Genomic DNA, 26,139 nt, shown 5'->3' with positions numbered 1-26,139 from the left:
ACATATGCTATGATAACAAGGGACATGCCGAAAGCGTATGGACCTTCATAACAGGCCACCCCGGACCGGTTGTCCCAGAGCAAGACCCAGAGCGGGACTAGGACAGCACGCGCGTAGAGAGCACAAGCGCCGTTATCGTGCGCTCGATTTCGGGAATGCGCTGAATGGCCGTGATGACACGTTCCAACTGCTCCGGGGTGCGCGCTTCGATGCGGATCAGGTAGTCCGTGGACCCGGTGAGGCTATGGACCTCTCGAACCTCGGGCATGCCCTCCAGGCGCAGAGCCAAGGAGTCCGTGTCCAGTTTGGTCACGACCTGCACAAAGGCCACCTGCAGGGGCCCCAGCTTGTCGCGCGCCACCACGGCGCGATAGCCCAGGATATATCCCTCTCGTTCCAGGCGTTTGACGCGCTGGTGCACGGAGGGCGGGCTCAAATGAACCGCCTCGGCGATCTCCCGATACGTAGCCCGGCCGTTTCGCTGAAGATAATCCAAAATTTTCAGATCCAACTCATCCAACATGGTGCACCCGCTAGCTACCCGGCACGGGAAAATACAACTCTCCCCTCGTCCGGAGCAGCGAGAGAAAAAACTACCTGCGCCTGAACAGACAACCGCCCCTCTTTTAAGCGAACCTCACGCAGAAGCGCATGGAATGGCCTTTGCTTGCCCGTCGCACATCGAGCGCATACCTTCGCATCGTATGTCGAGCTTGCTTGGCCGTATACCGCTGGCGCTATGCGTCTTCGCCCTGGGCTTAGCGCAAATAAGGGTCTCCGCAGCACAGCCGACGTTGCTGCGAGAGATCACCGTCGTCCCACGCAAAGATGGCCAAGGTTATGTGGTGCGTTTCCACACCAACCGCTTGCCGAGGGAATATAGCTGGCAAATGGGGCCAGCAGGGCACATCCGCATCTTGCTCCCCCAGGTGCGCTTGGCCAGGTTTTCGCCTCCTGCTGCGCCCATAGGCCCTGTGCGATCAATCCGGCTGCATAAGCAGGGCTCCACACTGCGTGTGGAGCTGGCGCTAGATCCCACCCTTCCGGTGCGCCCGGCGCTATATCCAGACGCCGAACGCCCCCACCTGCTGCTCGGCTTGACGCTTACGACGCCCGAAGCCCCAGCCCCCACGGCCCAGCATAGCGCCCCCAGTGCTGCGCCAACGCCACAAGGGGAGGTGAGCAAATCCCGCTGGAGCTTGGACGTAGTGGCCATCGACCCGGGACATGGGGGACACGATGCGGGAGCCGTCTACCACGGGGTGCGGGAGAAAGACATCACGCTAGGCATCGCGGAGCGCCTGGGCCGGATGTTAGAACAAGAACTCGGGCTGCGGGTAGTGCACACGCGCACCGATGATCGCTTCGTGGACCTGTATCGAAGGGGGCAGATCGCCAACGAAGCCGGAGCCAAACTCTTTATCAGCATCCATGCCAACGTCTCCCCTAGCTCGCGGCATACGCGCGGCACCGAAACGTACTTTATGGGGCTACACAAAACCGAAGAGGCCCGGCGCGTAATGGAACGCGAGAACGCCGTTATCCGGCTTGAGGCAGATCCAGAGCGCTACCGGGACTTCACCGAAGAGCAGCTCATCATCCACACGCTCGCCCAAAGCGCATTTTTGCGCGAGGCCGAGCGCTTAGCTGAACTGGTGGAGAAGGCCTTCGCGGCGCAAGGCCGCCCGAGCCGAGGGGTAAAGCAAGCGGGCTTTGTGGTCCTCTGGCGTCCCTCGATGCCCAGCATTCTTGTTGAAGTGGGGTTCCTGAGCAACCCCGAAGAGGCCCGCTGGCTGGCAAGCTCGGAGGGACAAGAGTCTGTGGCGCGCGCCATCTTCAGGGCCGTGGCGCAGTATAAGCTGCGCTACGAGCGCGCACTGCAAGCTAGCTTTGCCGCCGACAGCAACCCGTAAGGAGAACCGGCTAGGGGGCGCCCTACGAGGTGGCCGACTGCGCCTCGGGCACGGCCGTCTCGGCCGGCGCGTTCAGGGTCATGATGAGGCGCACGCCGTGTAACACCAAGTACGGATCGTGCTCGTCTACGGGCAGGTATTGCGACAAAAACCCCGACCAGCCGCCGGTGAGGATGACCTTGGAGTCCACCTTCAAGTGCTTGCGGATGCGCTGCACCAGGCCCGTGACGAGGTCGATCATCCCATAGAGGACCCCCACCTGAATGCAGGCCTGCGTGGAACGCCCCACTGGGTAGCGGGGTAGCTGCAGGTTGACCTCAGGCAACAGGGCCGTATCCTGGTGCAGGGAGCGCAAAATAAGCTCTAGCCCAGCCGTAATGGCCCCTCCCAGAAACACCCCTTGATCGTCCACCACGTTAAACGTAAGCGCTGTGCCGGCATCTACGACGATCACGGCCTGCCGATGCCGGTTAAAGGCCGCCGCCGCCCCACAGAGGCGATCCATGCCCAACGTCTCCGGCGTATGGTAGCCCATCTGCACCGGAAGCTTGAGCTTAGGCTGCACCAGCAGCGGCGCAGAGCCCGTAACAGCCTGAATGGCCTCGTTCATGACGCCCGTCAGGGCGGGGACCACCGAAACCAGCCCAGCGCGCTCTACGGAGCGATCCCCGATCCCCTCGCGCAGCCAATCCACATAGGCCGAAACGGGGGCGCTGGCGTCGGTTCGGCGCTGGAAGGTGTGCACGAGCCGATAGCCTTCGAACAGGCCCCCTACGACGGTCGAATTACCGATATCCACGGTCAGCCACATGGAGCTCTCCTCCGATTGACACCTCTGCGGCGTACACACAGGCCTCTTGGCCCGCTTGGGTTCGTATGCGCAACCCCCCGTCAGGGGCCAGCCCCAGCAGCAAAACCTGCCGTGGGGCGGCCTCAGGCGGCCATCTGAGCGGAACCCAGGAGCCCCGAAAGAGCATCCGGGCCTCGTATGCGGCCTGAAGCGAGTCGATCCGCCCCTCCTGCAGGATCTCCCACCAGGCCTCCAAGCGCTCCAAAATGGCCGCCAATAGCGGCTCTCGTTCTACGAGCCGGCCGATCTCGCGGCGCAAGGAGGTGGCGCGCTCCGCCAGCGCTGCGGGAAACAAGCCCTCGTTCACGTTCAGCCCCACACCCACAACCAGACGCTCGGCGGCAGATTCGATCAAGATACCGGCCACCTTACGTCCATTGAGCCAAACGTCGTTTGGCCATTTGAGCTGCACTCCGCACCCCGGCGCCCACTCGGCCAGGACCTCCGCTAGCGCCACCGCGCAGGCCAGCGCCTGCCATCCCGCCGCAACGGGGGCCGGCTCCAGTAGCACCGAGACCAGCAGGTTCTGCGCCGGCGAGGAAAGCCAAGAGCGCCCCCATCGGCCCCGACCGGCGCGCTGGTAGTCGGCCACCACAAGCGCCCCCGTCGGAGCCCCGGCCTTGGCCCACGCCTGCAAGAGCGTGTTCGTCGAGTCCACCTCGGGCTCGTAACGGGCCACCCGCCCCAAGAGCCGAGTGCGCAGACACGCCTCAAACCGAGCAGGTTGCCAGTTTGCCAGGGGCTGTGCATTTTTGTCTGTCATAAGCTGAATCGACAAAAAATAGCCTCTTAAAGCCCGAAAGTCAATCAATTTAGGCATATAGCCATATTTAAACGGTCCATATCAAAGGTGAAATACCGATTAGTCGGCTGCATAGTGACGCTAGGTGGGCTTCTTTCCGTAGTCACAGCCCAGGCATCGGAGCTGGAGCTCGTGCGTCAGGCTATGGAGGCGGGGCGCTGGATTGAAGCCCGAGCCCGCCTGGAACGCCTGCTTCGGGAACGGCCCGATTGGTATGCAGCGCGCCGGATGCGGGTGGAAGTATACCTGCGTCTGGGGCTGCTGGCCGAGGCCGAGGCTGAGGTGACCGCCCTGCGCGCCCAAGGGGAGTCGGATCCCGAGTGGTGGCGCCTCATGGGGGATGTGCAGGCGGCTGGGGGGCGTTGGGACGGCGCCTATGAGGCCTATCAACGAGGCCGGGAGCTCAGCCCCCGGGATCGAACCCTGCTGCTTCGCCTGGGCGGGGCCGCGCTTTGGATTCAGGCCTTTGAGCCGGCGCGTCAGGCCTTCGAGGCCGTGCTTCGGGAGCGGCCTCAGGATCCCGAAGCGCATTACGGACTGGCACGCCTGGAAGCTCTTTTGGGAAAACCGGAGCTCGCTCTGCGGCATCTGGAGGTCTGCTTTGCACAGGGCTGGATTCAGCCGGAAGCGATCCGCAGGGATCCGGTCTTCGTCAAGGTGACGCGCTTGCCCGGCTTCCCCCGCTAACGAACTGTAGCGGCCTCTAGAGGCCAACCCATGCGCCGCAAAACGCGGGTCAGACGGCAGACGGCCTCCTGAACCTCTTCGGGGCGCGTGGGTTTGCCCGTGGAGATGCGCACCGAAGCGCGAGCGGTGGGCTCATCGAGCCCTATGGCCCGCAGCACATGAGAGGGCTCAAAGGCCCCACTGGAGCAGGCCGCCCCGTTGGAGACACAGAGGCCCTCCAGATCCAAGTTGAACAGCAGTAGCTCCCCGTCCAGCGCGCGGCCCGCTCGGGGAGGAAAGGAAATGTTCAGGATGTGAGGCAGTCGGTCCTGTTCGGGGCTGTTTATCCGCACCGCCGAGCCCAGGACGGCGCTCAACTCGGCCAACAGCAGCGCGCGCAGCCTTTCGGCGTGAGCCCAGTATCGAGACGCCTCTTGCCAGGCCAGCTCCAGGGCGCGCGCCATGCCGACAAGGCCGGCCACGTTCTCCGTGCCCCCCCTGCGGTTGCGCTCCTGCGACCCGCCGCGCACAAGAGGCTCAAACGGGGTTCCCGATCGCACATACAGGAACCCGACCCCCTTGGGACCATAAAACTTATGCGCCGAGGCCGAAAGCAGATCCACGCCGAGCTCATCGACCCGGAAGCGAAACTTGCCCATGCTTTGCACGGCATCGACGTGCACCCAGACCCCCCGCTCCCGGCAGGCGCGCGCGATCTCCGCAACGGGATTAAGGGTTCCGAGCTCGTTGTTGGCGTGGATCACCGAAACCAGAGCCGTATCGGGCTCAAGTGCCGCACGCACTTGATCCGGGTCCACGCGGCCCCACGCGTCAACCGGCAACACCGTGGCTCGCACCCCGAGGTGCCTTAAGGCCGGTAGCACGTGCAGCACGGCGTGATGCTCCACGGCCGTGGTTACAATGTGCCGACGGCCTGTGGCCAAGACCAGCCCCCAGAGGGCCATGTTGATGGCCTCTGTGCCGCCGCTTGTAAAGATTAGCTCGCCCGGCTGCGCCCCTATAAGGGCGGCTATGCGCTCTCGGGCCTCCTCAAGGGTAGCGCGCACGCGCCGACCGGCCTGGTGAATCGAGGAGGGATTGCCGTACTCTGGCCCCAGATAGGGCATCATGGCCCTGCGCGCGCGCGGGTCTAGAGGCGTAGTGGCCGCGTAGTCCAGATAGATCGCGCTGGCCGATCGACTCGCCATGGCGTAACTTGTGGCCTCTTGGCTTTAAGCATACCTAGCCCGCCGAATTCGGGTTCCAAAGGCAAAGGGCGTCTGCATGGACAAGCTCGTCGTCATAGGGGGAAGGCCGCTTGTGGGGGAGATCGCGGTCAGCGGCTCCAAGAACACCGCGCTGCCGTTGATGTCGGCGGCCGTGTTGGCCGATGGGGTCACGACGCTATACAACGTGCCTCGGCTGCGGGACATTTACACCTACAGCAACGTGCTGCGGGTTACGGGGGCGCACGTACACTACGATCCCGAGGAGCGCACGATGCAGATCGACGCCTCTCGGGTGGTGCACTTTGAGGCGCCTTATGAGCTCGTCAAAAAAATGCGCGCCTCCTTCTACATCTTGGGCGCCCTGCTGGGCCGCTTCGGCCGGGCGCGCGTCTCCCTTCCGGGCGGGTGCGCTTGGGGCCCGAGACCCGTGAACCTGCACCTGGAGGGCTTTCAGGCCCTGGGGGCCGAGATCATCCTGGAGCGCGGCTACGTCGTGGCCCGAGCGCCCGCCTCCGGCCTACGAGGAGCCCGCATTCGATTCGATCCCCCTAGCGTGGGGGCTACGGTGAACGTGTTGCTGGCCGCTGTGCTGGCTAGAGGCAGCACGCGCATCGAAAACGCGGCCATGGAGCCCGACGTGGTCGTCTTCGGCCAGGCGCTCAACCAAATGGGCGCCCATATCGAGGGCCTCGGTTCTCCGGTCATCGAGGTAGAGGGTGTACCGGAGCTTAAACCCATCGCGTTCAGCACGCCTCCGGATCGCATCGAAACCGGCACCTACATGATCGCCGCCGCTATGACGCAAGGCCGCGTGCGGCTGCTCCAGACCAGGCCGGATCATCTGGGCCAATTTCTGGAGATCTTCTCCCAGACAGGCGCGCAAGTCGAAATCGGACCCGACTGGATTTACGTAGAGGGACCTGAGCGGATCCGGCCCGTAAGCATTCAGACGGGCGTCTACCCGGGGTTCCCGACGGATTTGCAGGCTCAGTGGACCGCTATGATGACCCAAGCCGACGGGCCCGCGACGGTTACGGACACGATCTATTTTGACCGCTTCAAGCACGTGCCCGAGCTGGTCCGCATGGGCGCCGAAATCCGCGTCGTGGGCAACACCGCCCACATCACAGGGGGCAGACGGCTCATGGGCGCTCAGGTCATGTCCACGGACCTTCGGGGTAGCGTCTCCCTCGTGCTAGCCGGCCTTGTGGCCGAGGGCCGCACCGACGTGCTGCGGGTCTACCACCTGGATCGGGGCTACGAGGAGCTGGAGCGCAAGCTGGCCGCACTCGGAGCGGACATCCGCCGGGAGCAGTACGAGGAATTCGGCACCCTCGTGCTTCCGCTTGAAGAAGAGGAAAACTCCTAACGGGCTTGCATTCGGGGGCTTAGGCGGCGTATTTTATCGCCGTATCGTGGCGCATTCGTCTAGGGGTCTAGGACGCCGCCCTCTCACGGCGGAAACACGGGTTCGAATCCCGTATGCGCTACCACAAAAAAGCGGATGAAGCAGACGCTTCATCCGCTTTTCGTTTCTGGACTAGCCTTGTATGCGGGCCAGCGCCCGCTCTATGGCCTCCAGCAGGTAGGCCTCGGGCACGGCCCCCTCGACGTGCTCCACTTCGTTGATGACCGTCTTAGGCACCCCATAAACCTGATAACGGTTGGCCAGGTGCGGAAACTCGATCGCCTCCACCATGGCCGCCCGCACATGGGGGTTAAGGTAGGCGAAACGGAAGGCGGTGACCACAGCCCGCGGGCAATACGGACACGTAGGGGTCACGAAGACCTGCAGGTCCACCGGCTGATCCAGCCGCCGAACCCGCTCGATGAGCTCCTCCGAGAGCCCGGTTTGGCCCGTGGACAGAAGCCGGATCGCCTCAAGGAGGCTGGCGAACTCGTATCCTGAGGGGATCCCGTAGAGGCGGATCCCCACATCGGAGTCCCCCATCACGACCGTGGCCGGGATCTTGTCCACCCCGTACAGGGCAGCCTGCTCCCGATCTAGGGCGAAATTGTAGACCTCAAGCGAGATCGCATCCGATAACGCGGCCACCTCTTCCAGCAGCTGCCGCGTCTCGCGGCAATACTGGCACTCTAGCTCTTGTGTGAAGTAGACCAGTCTTACGGGATCGCGCAGCCCGGCTAGCTCCTGACGTACCAACTCGCGTTCTTGATCGCGTAGTAGCGGCATATTGGCATTCCCTTTCTATTGACCGTTTCGCAGTGGCAAGCCCGCCCGACGCCAGGCGAGGATGCCACCTCGGACGTTGTAGACGTTCTGATAGCCCAGCTGCTGCGCGACCGCCTCTGCAACGAGCGCGGAACGGTTGCCGGAGCGGCACAAAAAGAGCACCTCGGCCTCTCGGTCGCGCGGCAACCTTTCGGGATCGAAAGCGCTCAGCGGGTTGTGCACAGCCCCAGGCACGCTCCCCTCCTCGCGCAGCTCCTCGGATTCGCGCACGTCCACTAGCACGGCGCCCCGTTGCATGCGCTCGTGCGCCTCCTGAGGGCTTACCTCTTTATAAGGGGCAGAAGATCGAAAAAAAGACCACAAGCTCATCGCTACGGAGTCCCCCCTCGTTTAGGTTGCCTAAGCCAATACTGTACGGCCCGCTCTACATACGGCAGCGCCGTGGTGTCGCGCAGACCGGCCCGCCTGGCCTCCGCTTTGGCTTGCTCGGGGCTATGGCCCTTCAGGCGCAGATATCCGTAGTAAAGCTGAGCGGACCGGTTACCCGAAGCGCAATGCATGTAAATCGGCTTGGGACTTTCCTCTATGGCCCGAGCAAAAGCGCGCACCAGCTCCGGGGTGATCGACTCCGGCCTACCCACCGGGATCGAAACGTAACGAAGCCCAAGGCTTGCGACCAGCTGCGCCTCATCAAAGGGCCGCAGCTCCCCGGGCAGGCGGTTGTCGATGATGGTCCGATATCCGGCCGCGGCCAGGGCTCGCAGGGCGGCCTCCGAAGGCTGCCCTCCGCAGGCCAGATCCGGCCGCACTTGAACCCAACCGGAGACCTGAGCCGGCGCCTGAGCCCAAAGACTGGAGGCCAAGCCCACCGTGAACAACCACAGAAGTTGCCCTCGCATCTTGCTCGCCTTCTGTTTTGTCCAGCTTCAAGCCGTTGGATGCCTTGGGGATTCTGCAGTGTCACCCGCTTGCGTACCCCCGGGGGAATATATATCTTCTGAACGCGATCAGAATGTGGAGACGGTCCGGATGCCCACTGCAAATGCCGCTTCGTCCGCTGAAACCCCTGCAATACAAGAAAGAGCCGAAATCCTGCGCCGGCTCGCCCGCGTAGAGGGCCAAATCCGAGCCCTGCAGCGCATGATCCGCGAAGGGGCTGACTGCGTGGCCATCGCCCAACAGATGGCCGCCGCCCGGCAGGCGCTGCATAAAGCCTTCACCGAGCTGCTCTCGCAGATGCTCATCCATGAATGCGTTGCCCCAGAGGGGTTAACCGACGAGGAACACCAGAACTTGCGCCGCTTTACCGAGGTGCTGCGTCGTTATTTATAGGCTCCCTGGGAGCTTGATTTTGTCTCGGGCTTTATATACTGTATGGAGTATCCCAAAGAAAGGATCTGCGCCATGCACTGGAAAGAGCAATACAGGCCAGAGGAAGTGGCCGACATGTTGGCTCAAGGGGTCTTGCTGGCCGTGCTCGATGTGCGCAACGAGGAGGAGTTTCGACGCTGGCGCCTTGAGGGCCGCACGAGCCCCAAGATGCTCAACCTGCCGTATTTCGAGGCTCTGGAAGATGAGGAGGCCTTCGCACGGCGCGTGGAAGCGGAGCTAGGCCGGGGGCCGATTTTGGTTGTCTGCGCCAAGGGCGGGGCATCGGATTGGGTCGCGCAGGAGCTGCTAAGGCCCCGCGGCTTTCAGGTGGCCAACCTCGCCGGCGGCATGGAAGCTTGGGGCTCGGCATACCGGAGCCGTCTGCTGCCGGAATCCGCATCGGATACGGTGCGGATCTGGCAATTGGATCGCTTCGCGCGCGGCTGCCTGCATTACGTGGTCGCCTCCGGACAAGAGGCGCTCGTCATCGACCCGCCGCGGCATCTGGGGCCGGTGCTTGCGCTCATCGCGCAGCACGACCTTAAGGTCCAGGCCATTTTGGATACGCACGCGCACGCGGACCACGTTTCCGGCGGCCCGGCCCTTGCGGCCCGCACGGGCGCCCCGTACTATCTGCACCCCTACGACGGGATCCACCCGATCGACGTGCTGCCGGCTGCGATCCCGTTTGCGTACCTACAAGATGGGATGCGCTTTTCCATAGGGTCGGCCACCTTGGAGGTTCTGCACATCCCCGGCCATACGCTGGGCAATACGGCCTTCCTCGTGCAGGCCGAACGCCGCTACCTCTTTACCGGCGATAGCCTGTTTATCCAGAGCGTCGCCCGGCCCGATCTGGGGGGTAGAGGGGAAACATGGGCGCCTCTGCACTACCGGTCCCTGCGCCGGCTCCTGAACCTGCCCGAGGACACGATCGTGCTGCCCGGCCACTACGCCTCGGCCGCCCGCGAGCAGCGCACAGATGGGCTTTTTGCCGCTCCTTTAGGCCAGCTGCGGCGCAGCAACGCAGACCTAAGCCTCATGGAAGAGGAATCAAGCTTTGTGCGGCACCTCTTGGCCCACCTGCCGGAATTTCCGCCCCAATATGTGGACATCAAGCGCGTAAACGCGGGGCTGCTTGAGCTGGATGAGGAGGGCTTAAACGAACTAGAGCTCGGCAAAAACATCTGCGCCCTTGCGGGCGCTTACGCTTCATGAAGGGAGGCTGCTATGAAGGACTTCGTCATCGCACAGGAGCTCGACGCCCGGGGCCTGCAATGTCCCATGCCCTTGGTCAACGCGCACCGCGCCATTAAGCAAATCCCCGTAGGTCAGGTCCTGAAGGTGCTTGCCACCGACCGCGGCTCAGTACTGGACTTTAAAGGCTGGGCGGAAACGGACGAATCCATTGAGCTCGTCAAGCAAGAAGAGTACACCGACGAACAGGGCCGGCGCGTATACGCCCACTACGTTCGCCGCGTGGAAGGATAAGCCATTCTTGGGAGGAGGAACCATGGCCGAGATCGTCACACAAGACCTGGAGGCCCGGCTGCAGGAGCTGAGCCAGCGCCTAGAGGCCCTGGAGGCGCGTTATGAGCGGGAGATGCGCCGCGTGCAGCGGCATCTGCCCGAAAACCGCGTGGCCATCATTTGCTTTAGCGGCAACCTGGACAAGGCTATGGCCGCGCTCATCATCGCCACCGGGGCCGCCTCGATGGGCATGCAGGTCTCGGTCTTCTTTACGTTCTGGGGGCTGAGCGTGATAAAAAATCACGCCACGCTGCGGGGCAAGCGCTTCACGGAAAAGCTCTTCAGCCTCATGCTGCCCCAGAACATGCGCCAGCTGGGGCCTTCGCAGATGAACTTCGGCGGCATCGGGGCGCGCATGATGCGAGCCGTCATGCGCCAAAAGCGGGTGCAGTCGCTGGAGGAGCTTTTCCAACTGGCGCGCGAGCTGGGTGTACGCGTAGTGGCCTGCGCCATGAGCATGGACGTCATGGGCATCCGGGAAGAGGAGCTCTTACCGGGCCTGGAGCTGGGCGGGGTGGCGACCTACCTAGCGGACGCCTCGAAATCCAAGATCACGCTCTTCATCTAAGAAGCGGGGCCCGTTTCAGTAGCCCCTCGGGCGCAGGGAGAGAGGTTTTCGGACCATGGCTACCTACGGCTTTATCATCGACAATCGCAAGTGCATCGGCTGTCACGCCTGCACGGTGGCCTGCAAGGCGGAGCACGAAATCCCGCTCGGCGTCAACCGCACCTGGGTCAAATACGTCGAGAAGGGCCGGTATCCGAACACGCGCCGGCTTTTCGCCGTACACCGCTGCAACCACTGCGCCGAGGCCCCATGTGTGGAGATATGCCCTGTGGAGGCGCTCTTTGTGCGGCCCGACGGGATCGTGGACTTCGACTCCCAACGTTGCATCGGATGCAAATCCTGCATGCAGGCCTGTCCCTACGATGCGCTTTATATCGATCCGGAAACGCATACGGCGGCCAAGTGCAACTACTGCGCGCACCGTATCGACTTAGGCCTGGAGCCGGCCTGCGTGGTTGTCTGCCCTGAACACGCCATCATTGCCGGGGATCTGGACGACCCGAACTCGGAGATCAGCCAGCTGCTGGCCCGTGAAGCCGTGCAGGTGCGCAAACCCGAAAAGGGCACCTTGCCCAAGCTGTGGTATATCGACGGGGATACCGCCTCCCTGGATCCCCTGGCCGCACCCCCGGGGGCCGACTACGTCTGGAGCGCCCAGGCAAGGGGGGTGGGCCACTTCGCCCCCCAAGCCGGCCGACCTCAAAACGGCCAGGACACGAGCAGATGGGTGCAGGAGCTGGCCGTTCTGCCCGCGGGCTGGGCCGAGGCGGAACGCAAAGTGGCCAAGGAAGTGCGGCATCAGGAGGAAGATCCCCTGCTCCGCATGCAACGCAGCGTCTACGGCCAGGAGCACATACGGCGCGCCTACGACGCACCGCGCAAGGGCGTGCTCTGGGGCTGGGAGGTATCGGCCTACGTGTGGACCAAGGCCATCGCTGCGGGGGCCTTCTTGGTGCCGCTTCTGCTGCAGGATCTGGGGCTAGTACGCCTTTCCGCGATGGCCGAGTGGGCCTTGGGGATCGTAGCCCTGCTGTTTTTGGCCCTTACCGGGCTGCTTCTCATCAAGGACCTAGACCGACCCGATCGGTTCTTGTATGTGCTGCTGCGGCCCCAAAAGCGCTCTTGGCTTGTCCGGGGCGGCTACCTGATCACCTTCTACGGGGCGCTGCTCAGCCTCTGGATGGGAGCACGCTGGCTAAACCTTGCAGCCCTGGAAGAAGCCGCCCGCCTGCTCAGCTATCCTACGGCCGTCGGAGTGGCCATCTACACGGCCTTCCTGTTTGCGCAGGCAAAGGGGCGCGACTTCTGGCAAAGCCCTCTCCTGGTGCCCCATATGTTCGTGCACGCCCTTGTGGCCGGCGGCTCTGTGGGCCTTGCTGTGGCGGCACTCGAAGGCTTAGAGGGGCGAGTGTTTGCCTGGGTGAGCTTGGGATCGGGCCTGCTCGCCTTGCTTGTAATGGCCGCCGAGCTGCTTGTGCCGCATCCGACGCGAGATGCGCATCTGGTCGTAAGCATGATCACGCGCGGCTACTACCGGCGCCTGTTCTGGAACGCGGTATGGATCGGACATGTGCTGCCGATCTTGGGGCTTCTGCTAGGGCTTTGGCTAGGATGGCCCGCTTGGGCTTTAGCCCTTTTCGGCCTGGCGCTGCTTGCGGCCCTTTTGCCCATAGAACACCTGTGGGTGCGCGCCCCTCAGCTCATCCCGCTAGCGTAAGGAGAAGACGGCCATGGCGAAAAGCTGGATCGAACGCGCGGCCGAGGCCCTCCGGTTGATCCCGCGCTTGGAGCGCAACGGCGAGCCGCTGCCTCGACTGGAGCCGGGAAGCGGCCTGCGACGATATCCCCCCATGGAGCGCTGGGACGAGTGGGAGGAATACGATCCCAAAGCCTGGCCTCGGCGTTTGCGGCGCCGGTACATGATCGTGCCCACGATCTGCTTCAACTGCGAGGCCGGCTGCGGCCTGCTGGCCTACATCGACAAGGACACCGGTCAGGTGCGCAAGCTAGAGGGCAACCCCTATCACCCCGGCTCGCGGGGCCGCAACTGCGCCAAGGGGCCGGCTACGATCAACCAGCTCACGGATCCCGACCGGATCCTGTATCCGCTGCGCCGCAAGGGGCCGCGGGGCTCAGGCCAGTGGGAGCGCGTCTCGTGGGAGGAGGCCCTGGAGGACATCGCAGGCCGCATTCGCAGAGCGCTCTCGGAGGGCCGCAACAACGAGGTCGTCTACCACGTCGGCCGCCCGGGTCATGAAGGCTACATGGAGCGCGTGCTGGCGGCCTGGAACGTAGACGGCCACAACAGCCACACGAACATCTGCTCCTCCGGGGCCCGGTTCGGATACGCGATCTGGCAAGGTTATGATCGGCCCTCACCGGATCACGCCAACGCGCGCTTTATCCTGCTGCTGAGCTCGCACCTGGAAACGGGCCATTACTTCAACCCGCACGCCCAGCGCATCATCGAGGGCAAGATGCGCGGAGCCAAGCTGGCCGTCATGGACCCGAGGCTGTCGAACACGGCCAGCCTGGCCGACTATTGGCTGCCCACCTACCCGGGCTCGGAGGCGGCGGTGCTGCTGAGCATGGCCCGTATTCTGCTTATCGAAGGGCGCTACGATCGGGAGTTTCTGGAGCACTGGGTCAACTGGCACGACTACCTGCGGGCGCGGCATCCAAACAGACCGCGCACCTTTGAGGCCTTCATCGAGGCCCTGATCGAGGAATACGCGGCGTTCACGCCCGAGTTCGCCGCACGCGAGGCCGAAATCGACCCGGAACTCATCATCGCGGTGGCCCGCGAGATCGGGGAGGCGGGCTCGCGCTTTGCCACGCACATCTGGCGCTCGTCCTCAAGCGGCAACCTGGGCGGCTGGGCTACGGCGCGCGCCCTGCACTTCCTGAACGTGCTCACGGGCTCCGTCGGAACCTATGGAGGCACAAGCCCGAGCGCCTGGAACAAGTTCAAGCCCACGGTGCCGAATGTGCCGCCGGCTACGCGCTTCTGGAACGAGCTGCACTTCCCTCTGGAGTACCCCCTTGCGCACTACGAGATGAGCTTCCTGTTGCCCCATTTTCTGAAGGAAGGCCGAGGGCGGCTTGAGGTCTACTTTACGCGGGTCTTCAACCCGGTCTGGACGTACCCGGATGGCTTCTCCTGGATCGAGGCCCTGCGCGACGAGTCCAAAATCGGCCTGCACGTGGCCCTGACCCCCACGTGGAACGAGACCGCCTACTGGGCCGACTACGTGCTTCCGATGGGACACGCCTCAGAACGACACGACATCGTAAGCTACGAGACCCATTCGGGCATCTGGATTGGCTTCCGACAGCCCGTGCTGCGCGAGGCCCTGCGCCGACAGGGCCGCCCGGTGCGCTACACATACGAAGCCAACCCGGGCGAGGTCTGGGAGGAGGACGAGTTCTGGATCGAGCTCTCCTGGCGCATCGATCCGGACGGCCACCTGGGCATCCGGCGGCATTTTGAGTCCCCCTACCGAGCAGGGGAGAAAATGACGATTGAGGAATACTACCGCTACATCTTCGAACACGTGCCCGGACTACCTGAGGCGGCCGCGCGGGAGGGGCTCGATCCTCTGGAATACATGCGCCGCTACGGCGCCTTCGAGGTCAAACGGCAGGTATACCAGAAGCACTTAGACCCGATCCCGGAGGAACTCGCCCAGAGGGCCGAGATCGATCCGGAGACGCACATCGCCTACGTGCGCGGCTCCGACGGGGAGCGCGAAGCCGTGGGCGTCTGGTATAAAGGTCAGATCCGAGTCGGATTCCCCACGCCAACGCGCAAGCAGGAGTTCTACTCGCAGACCATGGTCGACTGGGGCTGGTCTGAGTACGCGATCCCCGTTTACATCAAAAGCCACGTACATCGAGACCGCATCAACCGAGAACGCGGGGAGTTTCTGCTCTTGCCCACCTTCCGGCTGCCGACCCTGATCCACACCCGAAGCGGAAACGCCAAATACCTGGTGGAGCTTTCGCATCGCAACCCGATCTGGATCCACACCTCGGATGCCGCCCGGTTGGGGTTGCGCACAGGCGATCTGGTGCGCGTTACGACCGAGATCGGCTACTTCGTCGACCGCGTCTGGGTGACGGAGGCCGTCAAACCGGGCATCGTGGCCTGCTCGCACCACATCGGGCGTTGGCGTCGCGAACAAGACCCTCCGGGCAATCGATGGGCTACGAACACGGTGCGCATCGAAGAGCTTGGCCCGGGCCAGTGGCGTATGCGCGTGGCGCAGGGCATAGAGCCCTTCGAGAGCGCCGATCCCGACTCGAAGCGGATCTTCTGGCGCGACGGCGGGGTGCACCAGAACCTCACGCACGCGGTGCACCCGGACCCCATCTCGGGCATGCACTGCTGGCATCAGTGGTGCCGGATCGAGCCGGCTCGACCCGAGGACCGCTACGGGGACGTGTTCGTGGACACGGAAAAGGCCTTTGCGATCTACAAGCAGTGGCTAGCCCTCACGCGCCCCGGACCAGGCCCCCATAACCTACGGCGCCCGCTATGGCTGAACCGCCCCTTCCGCCCCGCCACGGAGGCCTTCTACGTCTCTTCTGCTGAGGCGGAGCTCGGTCCCGGCGGGAAAGGGCCATGATCCATCCGCCAGAAGACCGGATCCATCCGGCCCCTTTTCTTGAGGACCTGCGGCGCTACGACGCCCACAAGCTGCGCCTGGATCTGCAGGCGGGGCTTACGGTGGCCGTTTTCGCCATCCCACAGGTCATGGCCTATGCGATCCTGGCCGGCGTGCCCCCCGTCTACGGGCTTTACGCGGCGATCACGGCCTCGGCCGTAGCCGCGCTCTGGGGGAGCTCGCCCTTCGTCAACACGGGACCCACGAACTCGGCCTCCCTGCTTACGGCCGCCGCCTTGTCGGCCCTTGCGAACAGCCCGGCGTTTCTGGAGCTTGTCTTCGCCTTTACGCTTCTGGTGGGGCTCATCCGGCTGGCCTTCGGCTTGTTGCGCCTGGGAGGGCTAGTGCGTTTTGTGCCCGAATCGGCCTTCTTGGGCTTTACGATCGGCGCGGGCCTGCTTATTGGGCTTGGCCAGCTGCACCATCTGCTCGGCGTGCCGGCCCCATCGGGCAGCTGGTTTCCGGGTAGGCTCTGGCAAACGCTCAGCCGCCTGCCCGAGGCCAACCCCTGGGCGGCCGGCGTTGGATTGGGCACGGCCGCCTTGCTGCTGACCTTCGAGCGCTACAACCGGCGTTTTCCGGTCGCCTTGGGGGTGATCGGCTTGGCCACCGGGCTCGTTTGGATCCTGGCCCCTGCAGAATTGGCCTTGGTCCAGGATATAGCCCCGATTCCCCGGGGGCTGCCCCAATGGCATCCCCCCATATTGGAGCTAGAGCTGATCGACAGCTTGCTGCCCGCAGCCTTGGCCGTGGCCCTGCTGGGCCTGATCGAGGCCGTATCGATCGGACAAGCGCTTGCGCTCAAACACGGCCAGCGGCTGAACTTCAACCAAGAGTTCTTCGGCCAAGGGCTCAGCCACGTCGTGGCCGCCTTCTTTCAAGGCATCCCGGGATCGGGTTCCTTTAGCCGATCAGCCCTGATCGAGCAAGCCGGTGGCCGCACACGACTGGCCAACGTGGCCTATGCGTTCTGGATCGTGATCGCCGTGCTCAGCGCGGGACCGCTCCTAGAACGCATACCCGTAGCCTCTCTGGCCGGGCTGCTGCTGTATATCGGCTATAAGCTCCTTGACCTGCGCCTATTGAGGCGGGTCTGGCAGACCTCCCGTACAGATGCGCTCGTGCTCGGCCTAACGTGCGCCGTGACGGTGCTATACCGGATCGAATGGGGTATTTTCGTCGGCATCCTGGTCGGGCTGGCCGCCGTGCTGCATCGAGCCCGGATCCTACATCTATTTGAGCTCATCCCACGGCCCGATGGCTCCTTTGCCGAGGAGCTCTACCTGCCGGGCCGCGCGCACGCGCCCAGCGCCCTTGTGGCCCTCAGCGTATACGGGGAGCTGTTTTTCGCCGTGGCCCAAGAGCTCCGGGAACAGCTGCACGAGATTGTCGCGCTGCAGCGGCCGCGCCTGATCCTGCTGCGCACCCGGGGCGCGCATTCGATCGATTATGCCTGCTGGAACGTGCTTTTTGAATTCGCAGAGCACTTGGAGCGCAGCGGGGGTAAGCTCATCCTCGTGGGCGTGCGACCGGATTACGCGCGGCTTATTCAGGAGGCGGGCATGCAGGCCGTGCTTCCTCCGGAGCAGGTCTACCCCGCCACTTCCTCGCTGCTAGAGGCCTTCAGGCAAGCCCTCCGGGATTGGCTGCCCCGCCTGGAGGAGGAAGCCCTCTCCCCCGCCTGGCGGGCCTACCGGGAAAAGGAACTAGCCGCAAACCCCCCGATTCCAGGCCGCCTGCCGCGGAGGCTCCAGTAGACATGCAAGCCACCGAGATCTGAGCACCCGATGGATCGCATGTAAGCGAAGAGGGCTAAACAAGGCGCCCTCTTCAGCAAGTGAGGGCGCCAAGTCAAAACGCGCTCTGGACTTACTTATCAACCCTCTCCCGCGGCCTGCCGCAGAAACTCCAAGATGGCTCGCGCCTCCTGCTGCGTTACGTTCTGAAACGTCATCTTGGTCATGTACTCTTCGACAAGTTGCTTGACCACCGGATGCCGCTCCTGCATGCCCTCGGGGTTTAAGATTATGTTCATGATGTACTCCGGTGAGCGCACAAGCGCGACCTCCCGCAGCGGGGGGCCCACATAACGCATATCGAGCTTATGACAACTGGTGCATTTCTGTTCAAAAAGCGCCTTGCCCTGATCGGCCAAGGCGGGATCAACCGGCCCCAACTGCATCCGCTCCTTGATCGGCCCGATCTCAAGCTCAACGGGCCGCGCTCCCAGAGCACTTCCCCCCTTCTCAACCGAAGGCTCTGCCTGGGAACCCCCTCGTCCGCAGCCTATCCATACGCCCAACCCAAGGATCAAACCCGCAGCCAATAAGAGACGCATACGTCAACCCCTTTCGCTTGAGTTCTTTTAAGCAGGCGATTCTTAATATACCCGAATGAGGAAAGGTCGTGCATGAAGGTTTTGTGAATTTTTAGCTTTTAAGACCTTTAAAGTTTTTTATGCCAAAACATCCCGCCTTTCCCCTTCGCTTTGCGGCTACACCCCGGAGGGAGCAATCGCCCTGCCCCGGCGAAGAGAACGCCTGAGGGCCTGGCTCCTGGCGTAGACAATCAAAATCGCCGCTTGGGCAAGCCATACGGATATCGCACCTCCCGGGTGCGCAGCTCTTAGCTTATAAGGCAGCCTCTTAGGCCGCTTGTAGCGACGGTGCACCCTCAGAAACTACGCGTGCGCGCGACCTAGCCCTCCCGTGTCGCAGACGGAGAGGCGAAATAATCGGCTCGCGCATGCCTCCCCTCCTTACAAGAGGCATCGGCCATACGGCAACCATAGCCAGCACCTTATGGATGGCCGCATGCGTCGCGCATCCGAGCAAATGGCCGGGCAGACCCAAGCCCAGACTGCGGCCATCGGCCCGATCGGAAGCAGCTAAGGGGTGCAGATACCGGAACGCACGCGGCCTCATGGAGCGCAAAACGGCCCTCATGCAGACGCCTCATAGGGTGCAGCGAGAGCCCCTCCCGAGCCTGTTTTAGCCTTAGCGTTTCCGCCTTGGGGCGAGCAATTCCCACACCGGCTTGGTATCGCCCCACAAAGCCTGCGCTAAAGGCACGCACTCGTAGAGCCGGAAGCTGCTAAACCGCTCCACCGCGCCCGTGGGGCCGGCGCCAGGGGGCACAAGCCCGGTTGGACTGTTCAGCGAGGCCTCTCATCCGATGCCCCCAAAGGCCGCATCTAGCATCGCCCCATGCTGAGCTTTTGGGGGCCGGGGCGTTGTTTTTTACTGGGAACGCTCGCATTTCTTAACGAGGTTCATGCAACATTGCAATACAAGTAGGGGGTATCTATGTCGGCAACCGATCGAGACGCTTTGCGCGTAGCCAAGCAGGTTTTTCGGGAGAATAAGGCTTTTACCCTCGTTACGCAAGGTTCCTCGGGCGTTTGGGCCGGCAAGGCCTACTTCGCCGAGCACGACGGCTACCTTTATACAGCCCTGGAGCAGGGCCGCAACTATCGCAACCTACTCGAGAACCCGGAGGTGACCTTCGTGATCGAGCGCGGGGTGCCGGATCGCTTCGTGCAGGGCAAGGGCATCGCCGAACCGCTGGGTCCCATCGAAGATCGGCCCGAGCGGCATTACATCTTTCGCAAGGCCCTGGAGCTTGTGCTGTATGCGAAGCTTATCCCCGGGGTCACGGTTTTTCGGATCCGGCCCACGAAGCTTTTTGTTTCCGACTTTACGAAGTTCTGGAAGCCGCGCGCCGAGGTGGAGGTGACCGAGGACGTTCTGGAGCTATTCCGCACGGAGCTCAAGGATCGCCATTCCAGTTGGCGCCTCTATTGGAAGGCGGTCCGACCGTTTTCCTTTACCGTCACCTTAGCCCCGGTGCTGCTGGGGGCGATGCTGGCCCCCCAGCTCTCTTGGCCGCTTTTGGGCCTTACGCTTCTAGGGGCGCTTCTGGCGCATGCCGGAATCAACGTGCTGAGCGATTACATGGACTGGCGCCGCGGCGCAGACACCTGGCGCGTGCTCGGCTCTAGCCGCGTGCTTGTCGACAAGCTCATGCGGCCTCAGCTCCATCGGGCCTTTGGCGCGTTGCTGCTTGTTTTGGCCGCGCTCATCGGCGCCTGGTTGGCCCTTCGAAGCGGGCCGGCGGTCGGCTATCTTGCCCTAGCCGGCGCGGCCTTGGGGGTCTTCTACACCGCCCCTCCGGTTGGGCTCAAGTACCGGGCTCTAGGCGACATAGCCGTTTTTCTGGCCTTCGGCCCTCTGATGGCCCTCGGCTCCTATTATGTGCAAACGGGCGCGCTGGCTTCGGATCCGGTTTGGCTTTCGGTGCCGCTTGGGCTATTGACGATCGCCGTTCTGCACGGCAACAACTACCGGGATATCCTGGAAGATCGAAGCGCGGGCTACCGAACCCTAGCCGGGCTTTTAGGCCCTCGGGGGTCGGCTTGGTATTATGTGGCCCTGCTTGCGGGCGCTTACGCGCTGAGCACGGCCTTCGTGGCGGCCGGATGGCTTCCCGTCTGGGCCCTGGCCGTATGGGCCACGTTGCCTGTGGCCGCGCGTAACATCCAGGTGGCCTTCAATCACGCCCGCGTGGCCTTTAGCTTCTTGGATCTGCTCAGCGCCCAGCTGCATCTGTACTTCTCGGCCGCCCTGATCGGGGGGCTATTTCTGGATCGCCTTTTGAGCTAACGGGTTTGCGCCGATGTTGCGCTATCTGACCGCGGGGGAATCGCACGGGCCGGCGCTTGTGGGCATCGTCGAAGGCATGCCGGCCGGGGTGCCCCTGGAGGCCGAGTTCATCCAACGGCACCTACAGCGTCGGCAGCTGGGCTATGGTCGTGGAGGGCGGATGAGGCTCGAAACCGACACGGTTCGCATCCTATCCGGTCTCCGCTATGGCCGCACGATCGGCAGCCCCGTGGCCCTTCTGATCGAAAACGCCGTCTTTCGGCGCGACGCCGTCAACTGGGCTCACGTTATGGCTCTGGAGCCCGTCCCGGATCCCGCCCCTCCGGTCACTGTGCCTCGGCCGGGGCATGCGGACCTGGTGGGCTGGCAGAAGTACGGCTTCGATGACCTGCGCCCCGTAATCGAGCGCGCCAGCGCCCGGGAAACCGCCATGCGCGTGGCCTGCGGCTCCGTGGCGCGCGCCCTCTTGGAGGCGCTGGGCGTGCAGATCGGCAGCCACGTGCTGCAGATCGGTTCTGCGGCCTACTCGGATCGCGCGCACGTCGAGGCCCGCACGGCTCCGCTCCTGGAACGGGGGGCCGGGGCCGTAGCGGAGGCCGCTGACGCCTCGCCTGTTCGCTGTCTTGATCCGGAGCTGGAGGCCCAGATGCTGGCCGCGATCGAAACCGCCAAAAGCCGCCGGGACTCCCTAGGAGGGGTCTTTGAGGTGCTCGTCACGGGCCTGCCGCCAGGCCTGGGCTCATATGTGCACTGGGATCGCAAACTCGACGGCCGGCTGGCTCAGGCCGTCATGTCTATTCAGGCCATCAAAGCCGTGGAGATCGGCTACGGTTGTGAGCTAGCCGCCCGTTATGGCTCAGAGGCCCACGATGAGATCGTGCTCCAGGAGGGCCGCTTTGCGCGCCGCACCAACCGGTCCGGGGGCATCGAAGGCGGGGTCTCCACGGGCGCGCCCATCGTGTTGCGCGCGGCCATGAAGCCCATCCCGACCATCGCCTCCAACGCCCTATGGACCGTAGACGTGCGCACGCGCCAGCGCACACGCACCCGCTATGAGCGCTCCGATATCTGCACCGTGCCCGCTGCGGCCGTGATCGCCGAGGCGGTCGTGGCCTTCTGCTTGGCCCAGGCTCTGCTGGAGGTAACCGGGGGAGACCACCTGGAGGAGATCCGGGAGCGGTTTTCCGCGCTGCAGGCGCGCGCCTACGCCGGTTTCGCCTAGCCGCTCGACGCAGAACCTAGGAAAGCAAAGCGCAGACGACTTTTCTCCGGTCCGTGCCGATCGGCTACGGGGTTGCGGGGTATATACAGGGTTACCTCCGTACCCCATCCGGCCTGGCTGCGTATGGTCCAACGCCCTCGCAATCGCTCCAGAGCACGGCGAACCAGGGTAAGTTCCAGCCCGCTAGCCCGGGTAAAGTAGGCCCGCTCCGCTGTGAGGCCGAAGGGATCCTCCAGGGCGATCACATCGGATTCCGAGACGAGCGTAAAGGAATCCCAAAACCGAATGGATAGCTCTCCTGGACTGTGCGCCGCAAGCTCCAAGCGAAGCCGGATTCTTTCCTGAGGCGCCCCCAGAACGCGCCGAAAAAGCGCCTCCAGGATCGTCTCCAGCAAGGGCGAATTGGTGTGCGCCAGAAGCGGGGAGTCGGGAATAACACACTGCATCTCATGCCCTTGGCTCTGAACGCTGGGCAAGACCCGCTGCACCACGGCGCGGGCTATGGCGCCCACGTCGGCCTCCCAGAGCGACACAGGCTGCTCCTCTAGGAGCAGCTCGGCCAGCTGCGTGTAATCCTGCACAAGCCGGCTGAGCCGACCGGCGGCTTCTGAGGCGATGCTCCATAGCTCTTGCAGATCGGCCTGCGTTCGGACGTAGGGGCCCATCATCTCCAGGGCACTCGTGATCGGGGTAACAGGGGTGCGCAGCTCATGCGAAAGCAGCGTGATAAACTGGCGCTTCATTGCATCAAGCCGCTCTAGTTCACCGCGGCGAAGCGCCTCAAAATTCGAGCGCAGCGCATCGGTTGTTTGCCGGTGCTGTAGTTGCACGTAATGCGCCCACTGATGGCGCAGACTGTAGGCCGTAGCAGAGGCCAAAAGCACACCCGCGACCCAGAGTAGCCCTTCTTCAAGAGCTAGACCGCCAAGCCCGATTAATCCCAAGCCCCAAACGGCGCCCAAAGCCCCCACTAGGCGGGCATCGGCGTAAAAGACATACAGAAAAAGTCCCAAAAGCCCCCATCCCCAGAAGGAGGACCCCGTCTCCAAGGTGAACAACCCCAACCCGCATAGCCCATCCCAGGCCCCTAGAAACCATCGTGCGCGTACGGGTCGATAGGCTAGCCGTATCTTGCGCCAAAGCCCCCACAACCCAGCTACATAGATCAGCGCAAGCGCCCACAAGAAGACCCCCTCTGGCCAGGTCAAAATTCCGCCTATGCTCAGTCCGCCCAGCCCCCCCAAAGCGCGCACCCGAAGCATCCGGCGCTCCAAACGTTTTAGACGCCCCGAAAGAAACAGATCCACATCGAAGCCGAGGCCCGGCTTGGGGGTGTTCAAGAAGAATCGTCGCGCATACTCCAAGGTCAGGCGGACAGGGTGGACCCGCGGCAGCTCCGCGTACCATTGCCGTATGGACCTGAGAGGTGCTCTCATACACGAGCCCGCTCTGTAAAAAGCATGCCCGGGGTCGTCTCCCCATTAAGCTCGAACTGTGTGACGAGTATTGTTTACGAGATCGACCTCTCAATGACGGGGTATTCCACCCTGAGGGTTCGTTTTTGCCGCCCTAGCGCATTCCGCAGCGCGCATCTTGCCTCATGGGCACGACTTAAAGCCGTAGGTCTTAGGCTTGCTAGTAAGTCCTTGAGGAAAACCGAAGCAAAGGGCGGCATGTAACCCAGTGCCCGCTTAAGGCGTCTTTAGGATGTCCATCGCATTATTGTGGAGGAGGTGTTGTCGGGCTCGGGCTCATCACTTCGGTGGTATGCCATCTACACACGAGCTAACGCGGAGAAGTGCGTTTTTGCGCGGCTCGTGGAGCGGCGTATTGAAGCCTATCTACCGCTGTTGCGGCAGCGACGCCAATGGAAAGACCGGAAGAAATGGGTAGACGTACCTGTCTTTCGCAACTACGTCTTTGTCCGCATCACGCTTCGGGAATGTCTGGCTGTGCTACAGGTAGAGGGGGTGGTGCAGTTTGTGCGCTTCGGAGGGGAGCCTACGCCGATTCCGGATCACGAAATCGAGGCCGTGCGCCGCATACTCACCTACGAACCCGAACGGGTTGAGGTACTCGGCGAGACCCTGGTTCCGGGGGATCCGGTCCGCGTCGTAGCCGGTCCCCTCAGAGGCATAGTGGGACGATACGTGATGCGCAAAGGTGGGGGCCGTCTGGTGGTCTACATCGAGCACCTCTGCCAGGGCTTGGCGATCGAAGTGCCGGCCGCACAGGTGGAGCGGTTGCCGATGGGTGCCCCCCTGTGCGCAGCAGGCGGCGTGCGTTAGCTTAGCCCATAAGCCGCCTCGTGTGCCCCAGCTGGCGAGCAAGATCCAAGGCTCTAGCCGATCGCCTACATTCTTGATGCGCATACGAATCGCTCTTGCGCTGGGCCTGCTGCTGGCGGGCATGCAAGCGAAAGCGGCCGCGCCGGATTCCAATCACCGGGCCACGCAGGTGCGCTTTGAGCGGCGCGCCCTATTGGGCCTCGGCACGGGTGTGGCCTTCCTGCTTAGCCACTTGTGGCATACGCAAGTTTGGTGGCCGGACTCCCTGCGCGGACCTTGGCAGATCCGCATCGAGGGCCCCTATGCCTTGCACCTGGACAAACTGGGGCATTTCTACGCGGCCTCGGTGCTCTCGGATACCTACTGGAGGGCGCTGCAATGGGCGGGGTTTTCGGCTGACCGTTCGGCCCTTTACAGCGCCGTTTTGGTTACGCTCTTTGCCGCCTACATCGAATTTTTCGATGGCTATGGGCGGACTTACGGGGCGGATCCCATAGACTGGCTCTTTGGCGCGCTCGGGGCGTGGTGGGCTGCGTTAAGGTCCCGTCATCCCGGCCTTCAGGCGGTGGCCCTGAAGTGGAGCTACTGGCCCTCAGCGGGATTTAAACACGCTTTCGTGGATGACTACGAGGGGCATAACTATTGGCTCGTCTTTTACCCGCATCGACTTGGGCTGGGCCCACCCTGGCCGCGGTGGCTCGGGATCGCCCTGGGCGTGGGAGGAAAGCATCTGCGCTCTGGGGACCGTCCGACACCGGAGGACCGCAGGCGCCGTTACCTGGAATGGATGTTCGCCCTGGACTATGATTTGGCTCATTTAGCTCGATCCCCATGGGGTTTTCTTTTGCGGCTTTTGGAGCCGATACACGGGCCCGCGCCAACCCTTCGCCTTCGGCCGGGGTTCCGACCTTGGGTGGGGCTGTTGTGGGTCTCGACGCGCCGATGAGCTTTAAAGCGCCCGAAGGCGTACTTTTGCGGCATGGCGCTAGCCCGTATCCGCCTCAAAAAGGGCGCCGAGTGGCGTCTGCTGCGAGGTCACTATTGGGTCTTTTCGAACGAGGTCGAATCCTGCGAGGGCCCACCGCCTCAGGCGGGCGCCGTAGTCGAGGTTCGGCGCGCCGACGGGCTTTACTTAGGTTGGGGCCTGTATAATCCGCACTCTCTTATCACGGTTCGCCTGCTTGGTCGGGGTAAACCAGAGCCAATCGATAAAAATTTCTTTCTCAAGCGACTTGAGACGGCCTGGAGCCTGCGACGTGCGCTGTTGGAGCCCCGCACAAACGCTTACCGGGTTTGTTTCGGGGAGAGCGACGGGCTACCCGGCCTGATCGTGGACCGTTTCGCCGATGTGCTGGCCGTGCAGACGCTCTCTATCGGCATGGCCCAGCGCGAGGCGGCTCTTTTGGACGCGCTGGAGGAACTGTTCTGCCCCCAGGCCATCGTATTGCGCAACGATTCCCCCCTGCGTCGCCATGAGGGGCTTTCGGAGCATCGCGCGGTGGCACGGGGTCGTCTGCCCCAGTCGATAGAGATCGAGGAGCACGGCTTGCGCTATGAGCTCGACGTGCTCCATGGACAGAAAACGGGCTTTTTTCTGGACCAACGCGACCATCGCCTGGCGGTCCGCCCCTTCGCCCGGGGCCGCAAGGTGCTCGACGTGTTCTGTAACGAGGGGGGCTTTACGCTCAACGCCCTGGCGGGAGGGGCAGACTCGGTATGGGCCGTGGACATATCCGCGTCGGCTCTGGAGCGCCTTCATCGGAACCTAGCCCGCAACGGCTTTGCCGCCTCCTCCGTGGAGCTTATGCGGGCCGAGGCGCTGGATTTTCTGGCCGGCCCCATGCCCGAGTACGGCCCCTTTGGGCTGATCATCCTTGATCCTCCAAGCTTTACGCGCAGCCGCAAAACCCTCGGGTCCGCCCGACGCGCTTATCGGCACTTGAACATGCGCGCCCTGCAGTGGTTGGAGCCCGGTGGCTTTCTGGCTACCGCCTCCTGTTCGCATCACCTTTACGAGGAGACGTTTCTGGAGATCCTACAGGAAAGCGCCATCGCGGTGGGCCGCACACTGCGCGTGCTGTATCGGGGTTATCAACCCGCGGATCACCCCGTGCTTTTGGCTATGCCGGAGACGCGTTACCTTAAGTTTTACATCCTACAGGCCTCATAGGAGCTCCC

Annotated in this window: 24 protein-coding genes and 1 tRNA gene; 16 read left to right on the top strand and 9 right to left on the bottom strand. The window is 63.3% G+C overall.

Going from position 1 to position 26,139, the window contains the following annotated elements; translation table 11 throughout:
• Positions 1–97 precede the first annotated feature (97 nt).
• The gene (locus tag NZ993_02225; GenBank protein MCS7154614.1) at positions 98–523 is read right to left on the bottom strand and encodes an Lrp/AsnC family transcriptional regulator; all 426 of its coding nucleotides are present in this window, start codon (positions 521–523) and stop codon (positions 98–100) included.
• Positions 524–704: 181 nt separating this feature from the next.
• On the opposite strand from NZ993_02225, the gene NZ993_02220 reads away from it, so the two are divergent.
• On the top strand, positions 705–1,913 hold the full coding sequence (locus NZ993_02220) for an N-acetylmuramoyl-L-alanine amidase (protein MCS7154613.1): 1,209 nt from the start codon (positions 705–707) through the stop codon (positions 1,911–1,913).
• A 22-nt stretch (positions 1,914–1,935) separates the two neighbouring features.
• Here NZ993_02220 and NZ993_02215 read toward each other — a convergent pair whose 3' ends face one another.
• Both NZ993_02215 and NZ993_02210 read right to left on the bottom strand, forming a co-directional pair.
• Positions 1,936–2,724 (bottom strand): type III pantothenate kinase, encoded by a 789-nt coding sequence (locus NZ993_02215; GenBank protein MCS7154612.1) that lies wholly within the window; start codon positions 2,722–2,724, stop codon positions 1,936–1,938.
• Positions 2,699–3,541 (bottom strand): biotin--[acetyl-CoA-carboxylase] ligase, encoded by an 843-nt coding sequence (locus NZ993_02210; protein MCS7154611.1) that lies wholly within the window; start codon positions 3,539–3,541, stop codon positions 2,699–2,701. The genes NZ993_02215 and NZ993_02210 overlap by 26 nt, the downstream gene beginning before the upstream one ends.
• 72 nt (positions 3,542–3,613) lie before the next feature.
• On the opposite strand from NZ993_02210, the gene NZ993_02205 reads away from it, so the two are divergent.
• The gene (locus tag NZ993_02205; protein ID MCS7154610.1) at positions 3,614–4,252 is read left to right on the top strand and encodes a tetratricopeptide repeat protein; all 639 of its coding nucleotides are present in this window, start codon (positions 3,614–3,616) and stop codon (positions 4,250–4,252) included.
• On the opposite strand, the gene NZ993_02200 is transcribed toward NZ993_02205, so the two are convergent.
• Positions 4,249–5,439, bottom strand: a complete 1,191-nt coding sequence (locus NZ993_02200; protein ID MCS7154609.1) for a cysteine desulfurase — start codon at positions 5,437–5,439, stop codon at positions 4,249–4,251. The genes NZ993_02205 and NZ993_02200 overlap by 4 nt on opposite strands.
• A 76-nt stretch (positions 5,440–5,515) precedes the next feature.
• On the opposite strand from NZ993_02200, the gene murA reads away from it, so the two are divergent.
• Together murA and NZ993_02190 are read left to right on the top strand one after the other, a co-directional pair.
• Positions 5,516–6,829 carry a UDP-N-acetylglucosamine 1-carboxyvinyltransferase gene (gene murA / locus NZ993_02195; GenBank protein ID MCS7154608.1) on the top strand — a complete coding sequence of 438 codons (1,314 nt, stop codon included), beginning with the start codon at positions 5,516–5,518 and terminating at the stop codon, positions 6,827–6,829.
• A gap of 48 nt (positions 6,830–6,877) precedes the next feature.
• Positions 6,878–6,953 (top strand) — tRNA-Glu (locus NZ993_02190).
• Between the two features lie 47 nt (positions 6,954–7,000).
• Here the strand turns inward: NZ993_02190 and NZ993_02185 are convergent.
• Genes NZ993_02185 through NZ993_02175 form a run of 3 tightly spaced genes read right to left on the bottom strand, consistent with a single transcriptional unit; the run spans position 7,001 to position 8,553 of the window.
• Complete coding sequence (locus NZ993_02185; protein MCS7154607.1) at positions 7,001–7,654, bottom strand: thioredoxin family protein; 654 nt, start codon at positions 7,652–7,654, stop codon at positions 7,001–7,003.
• Between the two features lie 15 nt (positions 7,655–7,669).
• Positions 7,670–8,023, bottom strand: a complete 354-nt coding sequence (locus tag NZ993_02180) for a rhodanese-like domain-containing protein (GenBank protein ID MCS7154606.1) — start codon at positions 8,021–8,023, stop codon at positions 7,670–7,672.
• 2 nt (positions 8,024–8,025) lie between these two features.
• Complete coding sequence (locus NZ993_02175) at positions 8,026–8,553, bottom strand: protein tyrosine phosphatase family protein (GenBank protein ID MCS7154605.1); 528 nt, start codon at positions 8,551–8,553, stop codon at positions 8,026–8,028.
• A 130-nt stretch (positions 8,554–8,683) separates the two neighbouring features.
• Between NZ993_02175 and NZ993_02170 the strand changes: the two genes are divergently transcribed.
• The 7 genes from NZ993_02170 to NZ993_02140 all read left to right on the top strand — a co-directional run bounded on the left by NZ993_02170 (position 8,684) and on the right by NZ993_02140 (position 17,547).
• On the top strand, positions 8,684–8,986 hold the full coding sequence (locus tag NZ993_02170; protein ID MCS7154604.1) for a metal-sensing transcriptional repressor: 303 nt from the start codon (positions 8,684–8,686) through the stop codon (positions 8,984–8,986).
• A 72-nt stretch (positions 8,987–9,058) separates the two neighbouring features.
• Positions 9,059–10,243 carry an MBL fold metallo-hydrolase gene (locus NZ993_02165; GenBank protein MCS7154603.1) on the top strand — a complete coding sequence of 395 codons (1,185 nt, stop codon included), beginning with the start codon at positions 9,059–9,061 and terminating at the stop codon, positions 10,241–10,243.
• Positions 10,244–10,255: 12 nt separating this feature from the next.
• A complete protein-coding gene (locus NZ993_02160; GenBank protein MCS7154602.1) occupies positions 10,256–10,516 on the top strand; it encodes a sulfurtransferase TusA family protein in 261 nt (86 codons plus the stop codon).
• Positions 10,517–10,538: 22 nt separating this feature from the next.
• Complete coding sequence (locus NZ993_02155) at positions 10,539–11,123, top strand: DsrE/DsrF/DrsH-like family protein (GenBank protein ID MCS7154601.1); 585 nt, start codon at positions 10,539–10,541, stop codon at positions 11,121–11,123.
• A gap of 55 nt (positions 11,124–11,178) precedes the next feature.
• Positions 11,179–12,840, top strand: a complete 1,662-nt coding sequence (nrfD, locus tag NZ993_02150; protein MCS7154600.1) for a polysulfide reductase NrfD — start codon at positions 11,179–11,181, stop codon at positions 12,838–12,840.
• Positions 12,841–12,853: 13 nt separating this feature from the next.
• Positions 12,854–15,751 carry a molybdopterin-dependent oxidoreductase gene (locus tag NZ993_02145; protein MCS7154599.1) on the top strand — a complete coding sequence of 966 codons (2,898 nt, stop codon included), beginning with the start codon at positions 12,854–12,856 and terminating at the stop codon, positions 15,749–15,751.
• On the top strand, positions 15,748–17,547 hold the full coding sequence (locus NZ993_02140) for a SulP family inorganic anion transporter (protein MCS7154598.1): 1,800 nt from the start codon (positions 15,748–15,750) through the stop codon (positions 17,545–17,547). Before NZ993_02145 ends, NZ993_02140 begins: the two co-directional genes overlap by 4 nt.
• 119 nt (positions 17,548–17,666) lie before the next feature.
• Here the strand turns inward: NZ993_02140 and NZ993_02135 are convergent, their stop codons facing one another.
• Entirely contained in the window at positions 17,667–18,128 is a 462-nt protein-coding gene (locus NZ993_02135; protein MCS7154597.1) for a cytochrome c, read from the bottom strand.
• Between the two features lie 967 nt (positions 18,129–19,095).
• Between NZ993_02135 and NZ993_02130 the strand changes: the two genes are divergently transcribed.
• Positions 19,096–20,451: a prenyltransferase gene (locus NZ993_02130; GenBank protein ID MCS7154596.1), complete on the top strand. Its 1,356-nt coding sequence runs from the start codon at positions 19,096–19,098 to the stop codon at positions 20,449–20,451.
• Positions 20,452–20,467: 16 nt separating this feature from the next.
• On the top strand, positions 20,468–21,673 hold the full coding sequence (gene aroC / locus NZ993_02125) for a chorismate synthase (GenBank protein ID MCS7154595.1): 1,206 nt from the start codon (positions 20,468–20,470) through the stop codon (positions 21,671–21,673).
• Here aroC and NZ993_02120 read toward each other — a convergent pair.
• Positions 21,670–23,109 carry a HAMP domain-containing histidine kinase gene (locus NZ993_02120; protein MCS7154594.1) on the bottom strand — a complete coding sequence of 480 codons (1,440 nt, stop codon included), beginning with the start codon at positions 23,107–23,109 and terminating at the stop codon, positions 21,670–21,672. The genes aroC and NZ993_02120 overlap by 4 nt on opposite strands.
• A 288-nt stretch (positions 23,110–23,397) precedes the next feature.
• Between NZ993_02120 and NZ993_02115 the strand changes: the two genes are divergently transcribed.
• From NZ993_02115 to NZ993_02105, 3 genes are all read left to right on the top strand, one after another.
• Positions 23,398–23,961, top strand: a complete 564-nt coding sequence (locus NZ993_02115; protein ID MCS7154593.1) for a UpxY family transcription antiterminator — start codon at positions 23,398–23,400, stop codon at positions 23,959–23,961.
• Between the two features lie 76 nt (positions 23,962–24,037).
• Positions 24,038–24,907 (top strand): YfiM family protein, encoded by an 870-nt coding sequence (locus NZ993_02110; GenBank protein MCS7154592.1) that lies wholly within the window; start codon positions 24,038–24,040, stop codon positions 24,905–24,907.
• A gap of 33 nt (positions 24,908–24,940) precedes the next feature.
• Positions 24,941–26,131 carry a class I SAM-dependent rRNA methyltransferase gene (locus tag NZ993_02105; GenBank protein MCS7154591.1) on the top strand — a complete coding sequence of 397 codons (1,191 nt, stop codon included), beginning with the start codon at positions 24,941–24,943 and terminating at the stop codon, positions 26,129–26,131.
• Positions 26,132–26,139 lie beyond the last annotated feature (8 nt).

The sequence above is a fragment of the Bacteroidota bacterium genome (genome assembly GCA_025059945.1).
In the GTDB taxonomy this organism is placed as follows: Bacteria; Bacteroidota; Rhodothermia; order JANXDC01; family JANXDC01; genus JANXDC01.
The sequence above is the reverse complement of the archived record's forward strand: the minus strand, read 5'-3'. Positions and strand labels throughout refer to the sequence as shown.

Coding starts and splice junctions, on each gene's coding strand:
- NZ993_02110 (MCS7154592.1), top strand. CDS start 24,038: ATGCGCATACGAATCGCTCTTGCGCTGGGCCTGCTGCTGGCGGGCATG.
- NZ993_02220 (MCS7154613.1), top strand. CDS start 705: ATGTCGAGCTTGCTTGGCCGTATACCGCTGGCGCTATGCGTCTTCGCC.
- NZ993_02225 (MCS7154614.1), bottom strand. CDS start 523: ATGTTGGATGAGTTGGATCTGAAAATTTTGGATTATCTTCAGCGAAAC.
- NZ993_02175 (MCS7154605.1), bottom strand. CDS start 8,553: ATGCGAGGGCAACTTCTGTGGTTGTTCACGGTGGGCTTGGCCTCCAGT.
- nrfD (MCS7154600.1), top strand. CDS start 11,179: ATGGCTACCTACGGCTTTATCATCGACAATCGCAAGTGCATCGGCTGT.
- NZ993_02215 (MCS7154612.1), bottom strand. CDS start 2,724: ATGTGGCTGACCGTGGATATCGGTAATTCGACCGTCGTAGGGGGCCTG.
- NZ993_02160 (MCS7154602.1), top strand. CDS start 10,256: ATGAAGGACTTCGTCATCGCACAGGAGCTCGACGCCCGGGGCCTGCAA.
- murA (MCS7154608.1), top strand. CDS start 5,516: ATGGACAAGCTCGTCGTCATAGGGGGAAGGCCGCTTGTGGGGGAGATC.
- NZ993_02130 (MCS7154596.1), top strand. CDS start 19,096: ATGTCGGCAACCGATCGAGACGCTTTGCGCGTAGCCAAGCAGGTTTTT.
- NZ993_02170 (MCS7154604.1), top strand. CDS start 8,684: ATGCCCACTGCAAATGCCGCTTCGTCCGCTGAAACCCCTGCAATACAA.
- NZ993_02155 (MCS7154601.1), top strand. CDS start 10,539: ATGGCCGAGATCGTCACACAAGACCTGGAGGCCCGGCTGCAGGAGCTG.
- NZ993_02120 (MCS7154594.1), bottom strand. CDS start 23,109: ATGAGAGCACCTCTCAGGTCCATACGGCAATGGTACGCGGAGCTGCCG.
- NZ993_02180 (MCS7154606.1), bottom strand. CDS start 8,023: ATGAGCTTGTGGTCTTTTTTTCGATCTTCTGCCCCTTATAAAGAGGTA.
- NZ993_02165 (MCS7154603.1), top strand. CDS start 9,059: ATGCACTGGAAAGAGCAATACAGGCCAGAGGAAGTGGCCGACATGTTG.
- NZ993_02200 (MCS7154609.1), bottom strand. CDS start 5,439: ATGGCGAGTCGATCGGCCAGCGCGATCTATCTGGACTACGCGGCCACT.
- NZ993_02145 (MCS7154599.1), top strand. CDS start 12,854: ATGGCGAAAAGCTGGATCGAACGCGCGGCCGAGGCCCTCCGGTTGATC.
- NZ993_02105 (MCS7154591.1), top strand. CDS start 24,941: ATGGCGCTAGCCCGTATCCGCCTCAAAAAGGGCGCCGAGTGGCGTCTG.
- NZ993_02140 (MCS7154598.1), top strand. CDS start 15,748: ATGATCCATCCGCCAGAAGACCGGATCCATCCGGCCCCTTTTCTTGAG.
- NZ993_02185 (MCS7154607.1), bottom strand. CDS start 7,654: ATGCCGCTACTACGCGATCAAGAACGCGAGTTGGTACGTCAGGAGCTA.
- NZ993_02135 (MCS7154597.1), bottom strand. CDS start 18,128: ATGCGTCTCTTATTGGCTGCGGGTTTGATCCTTGGGTTGGGCGTATGG.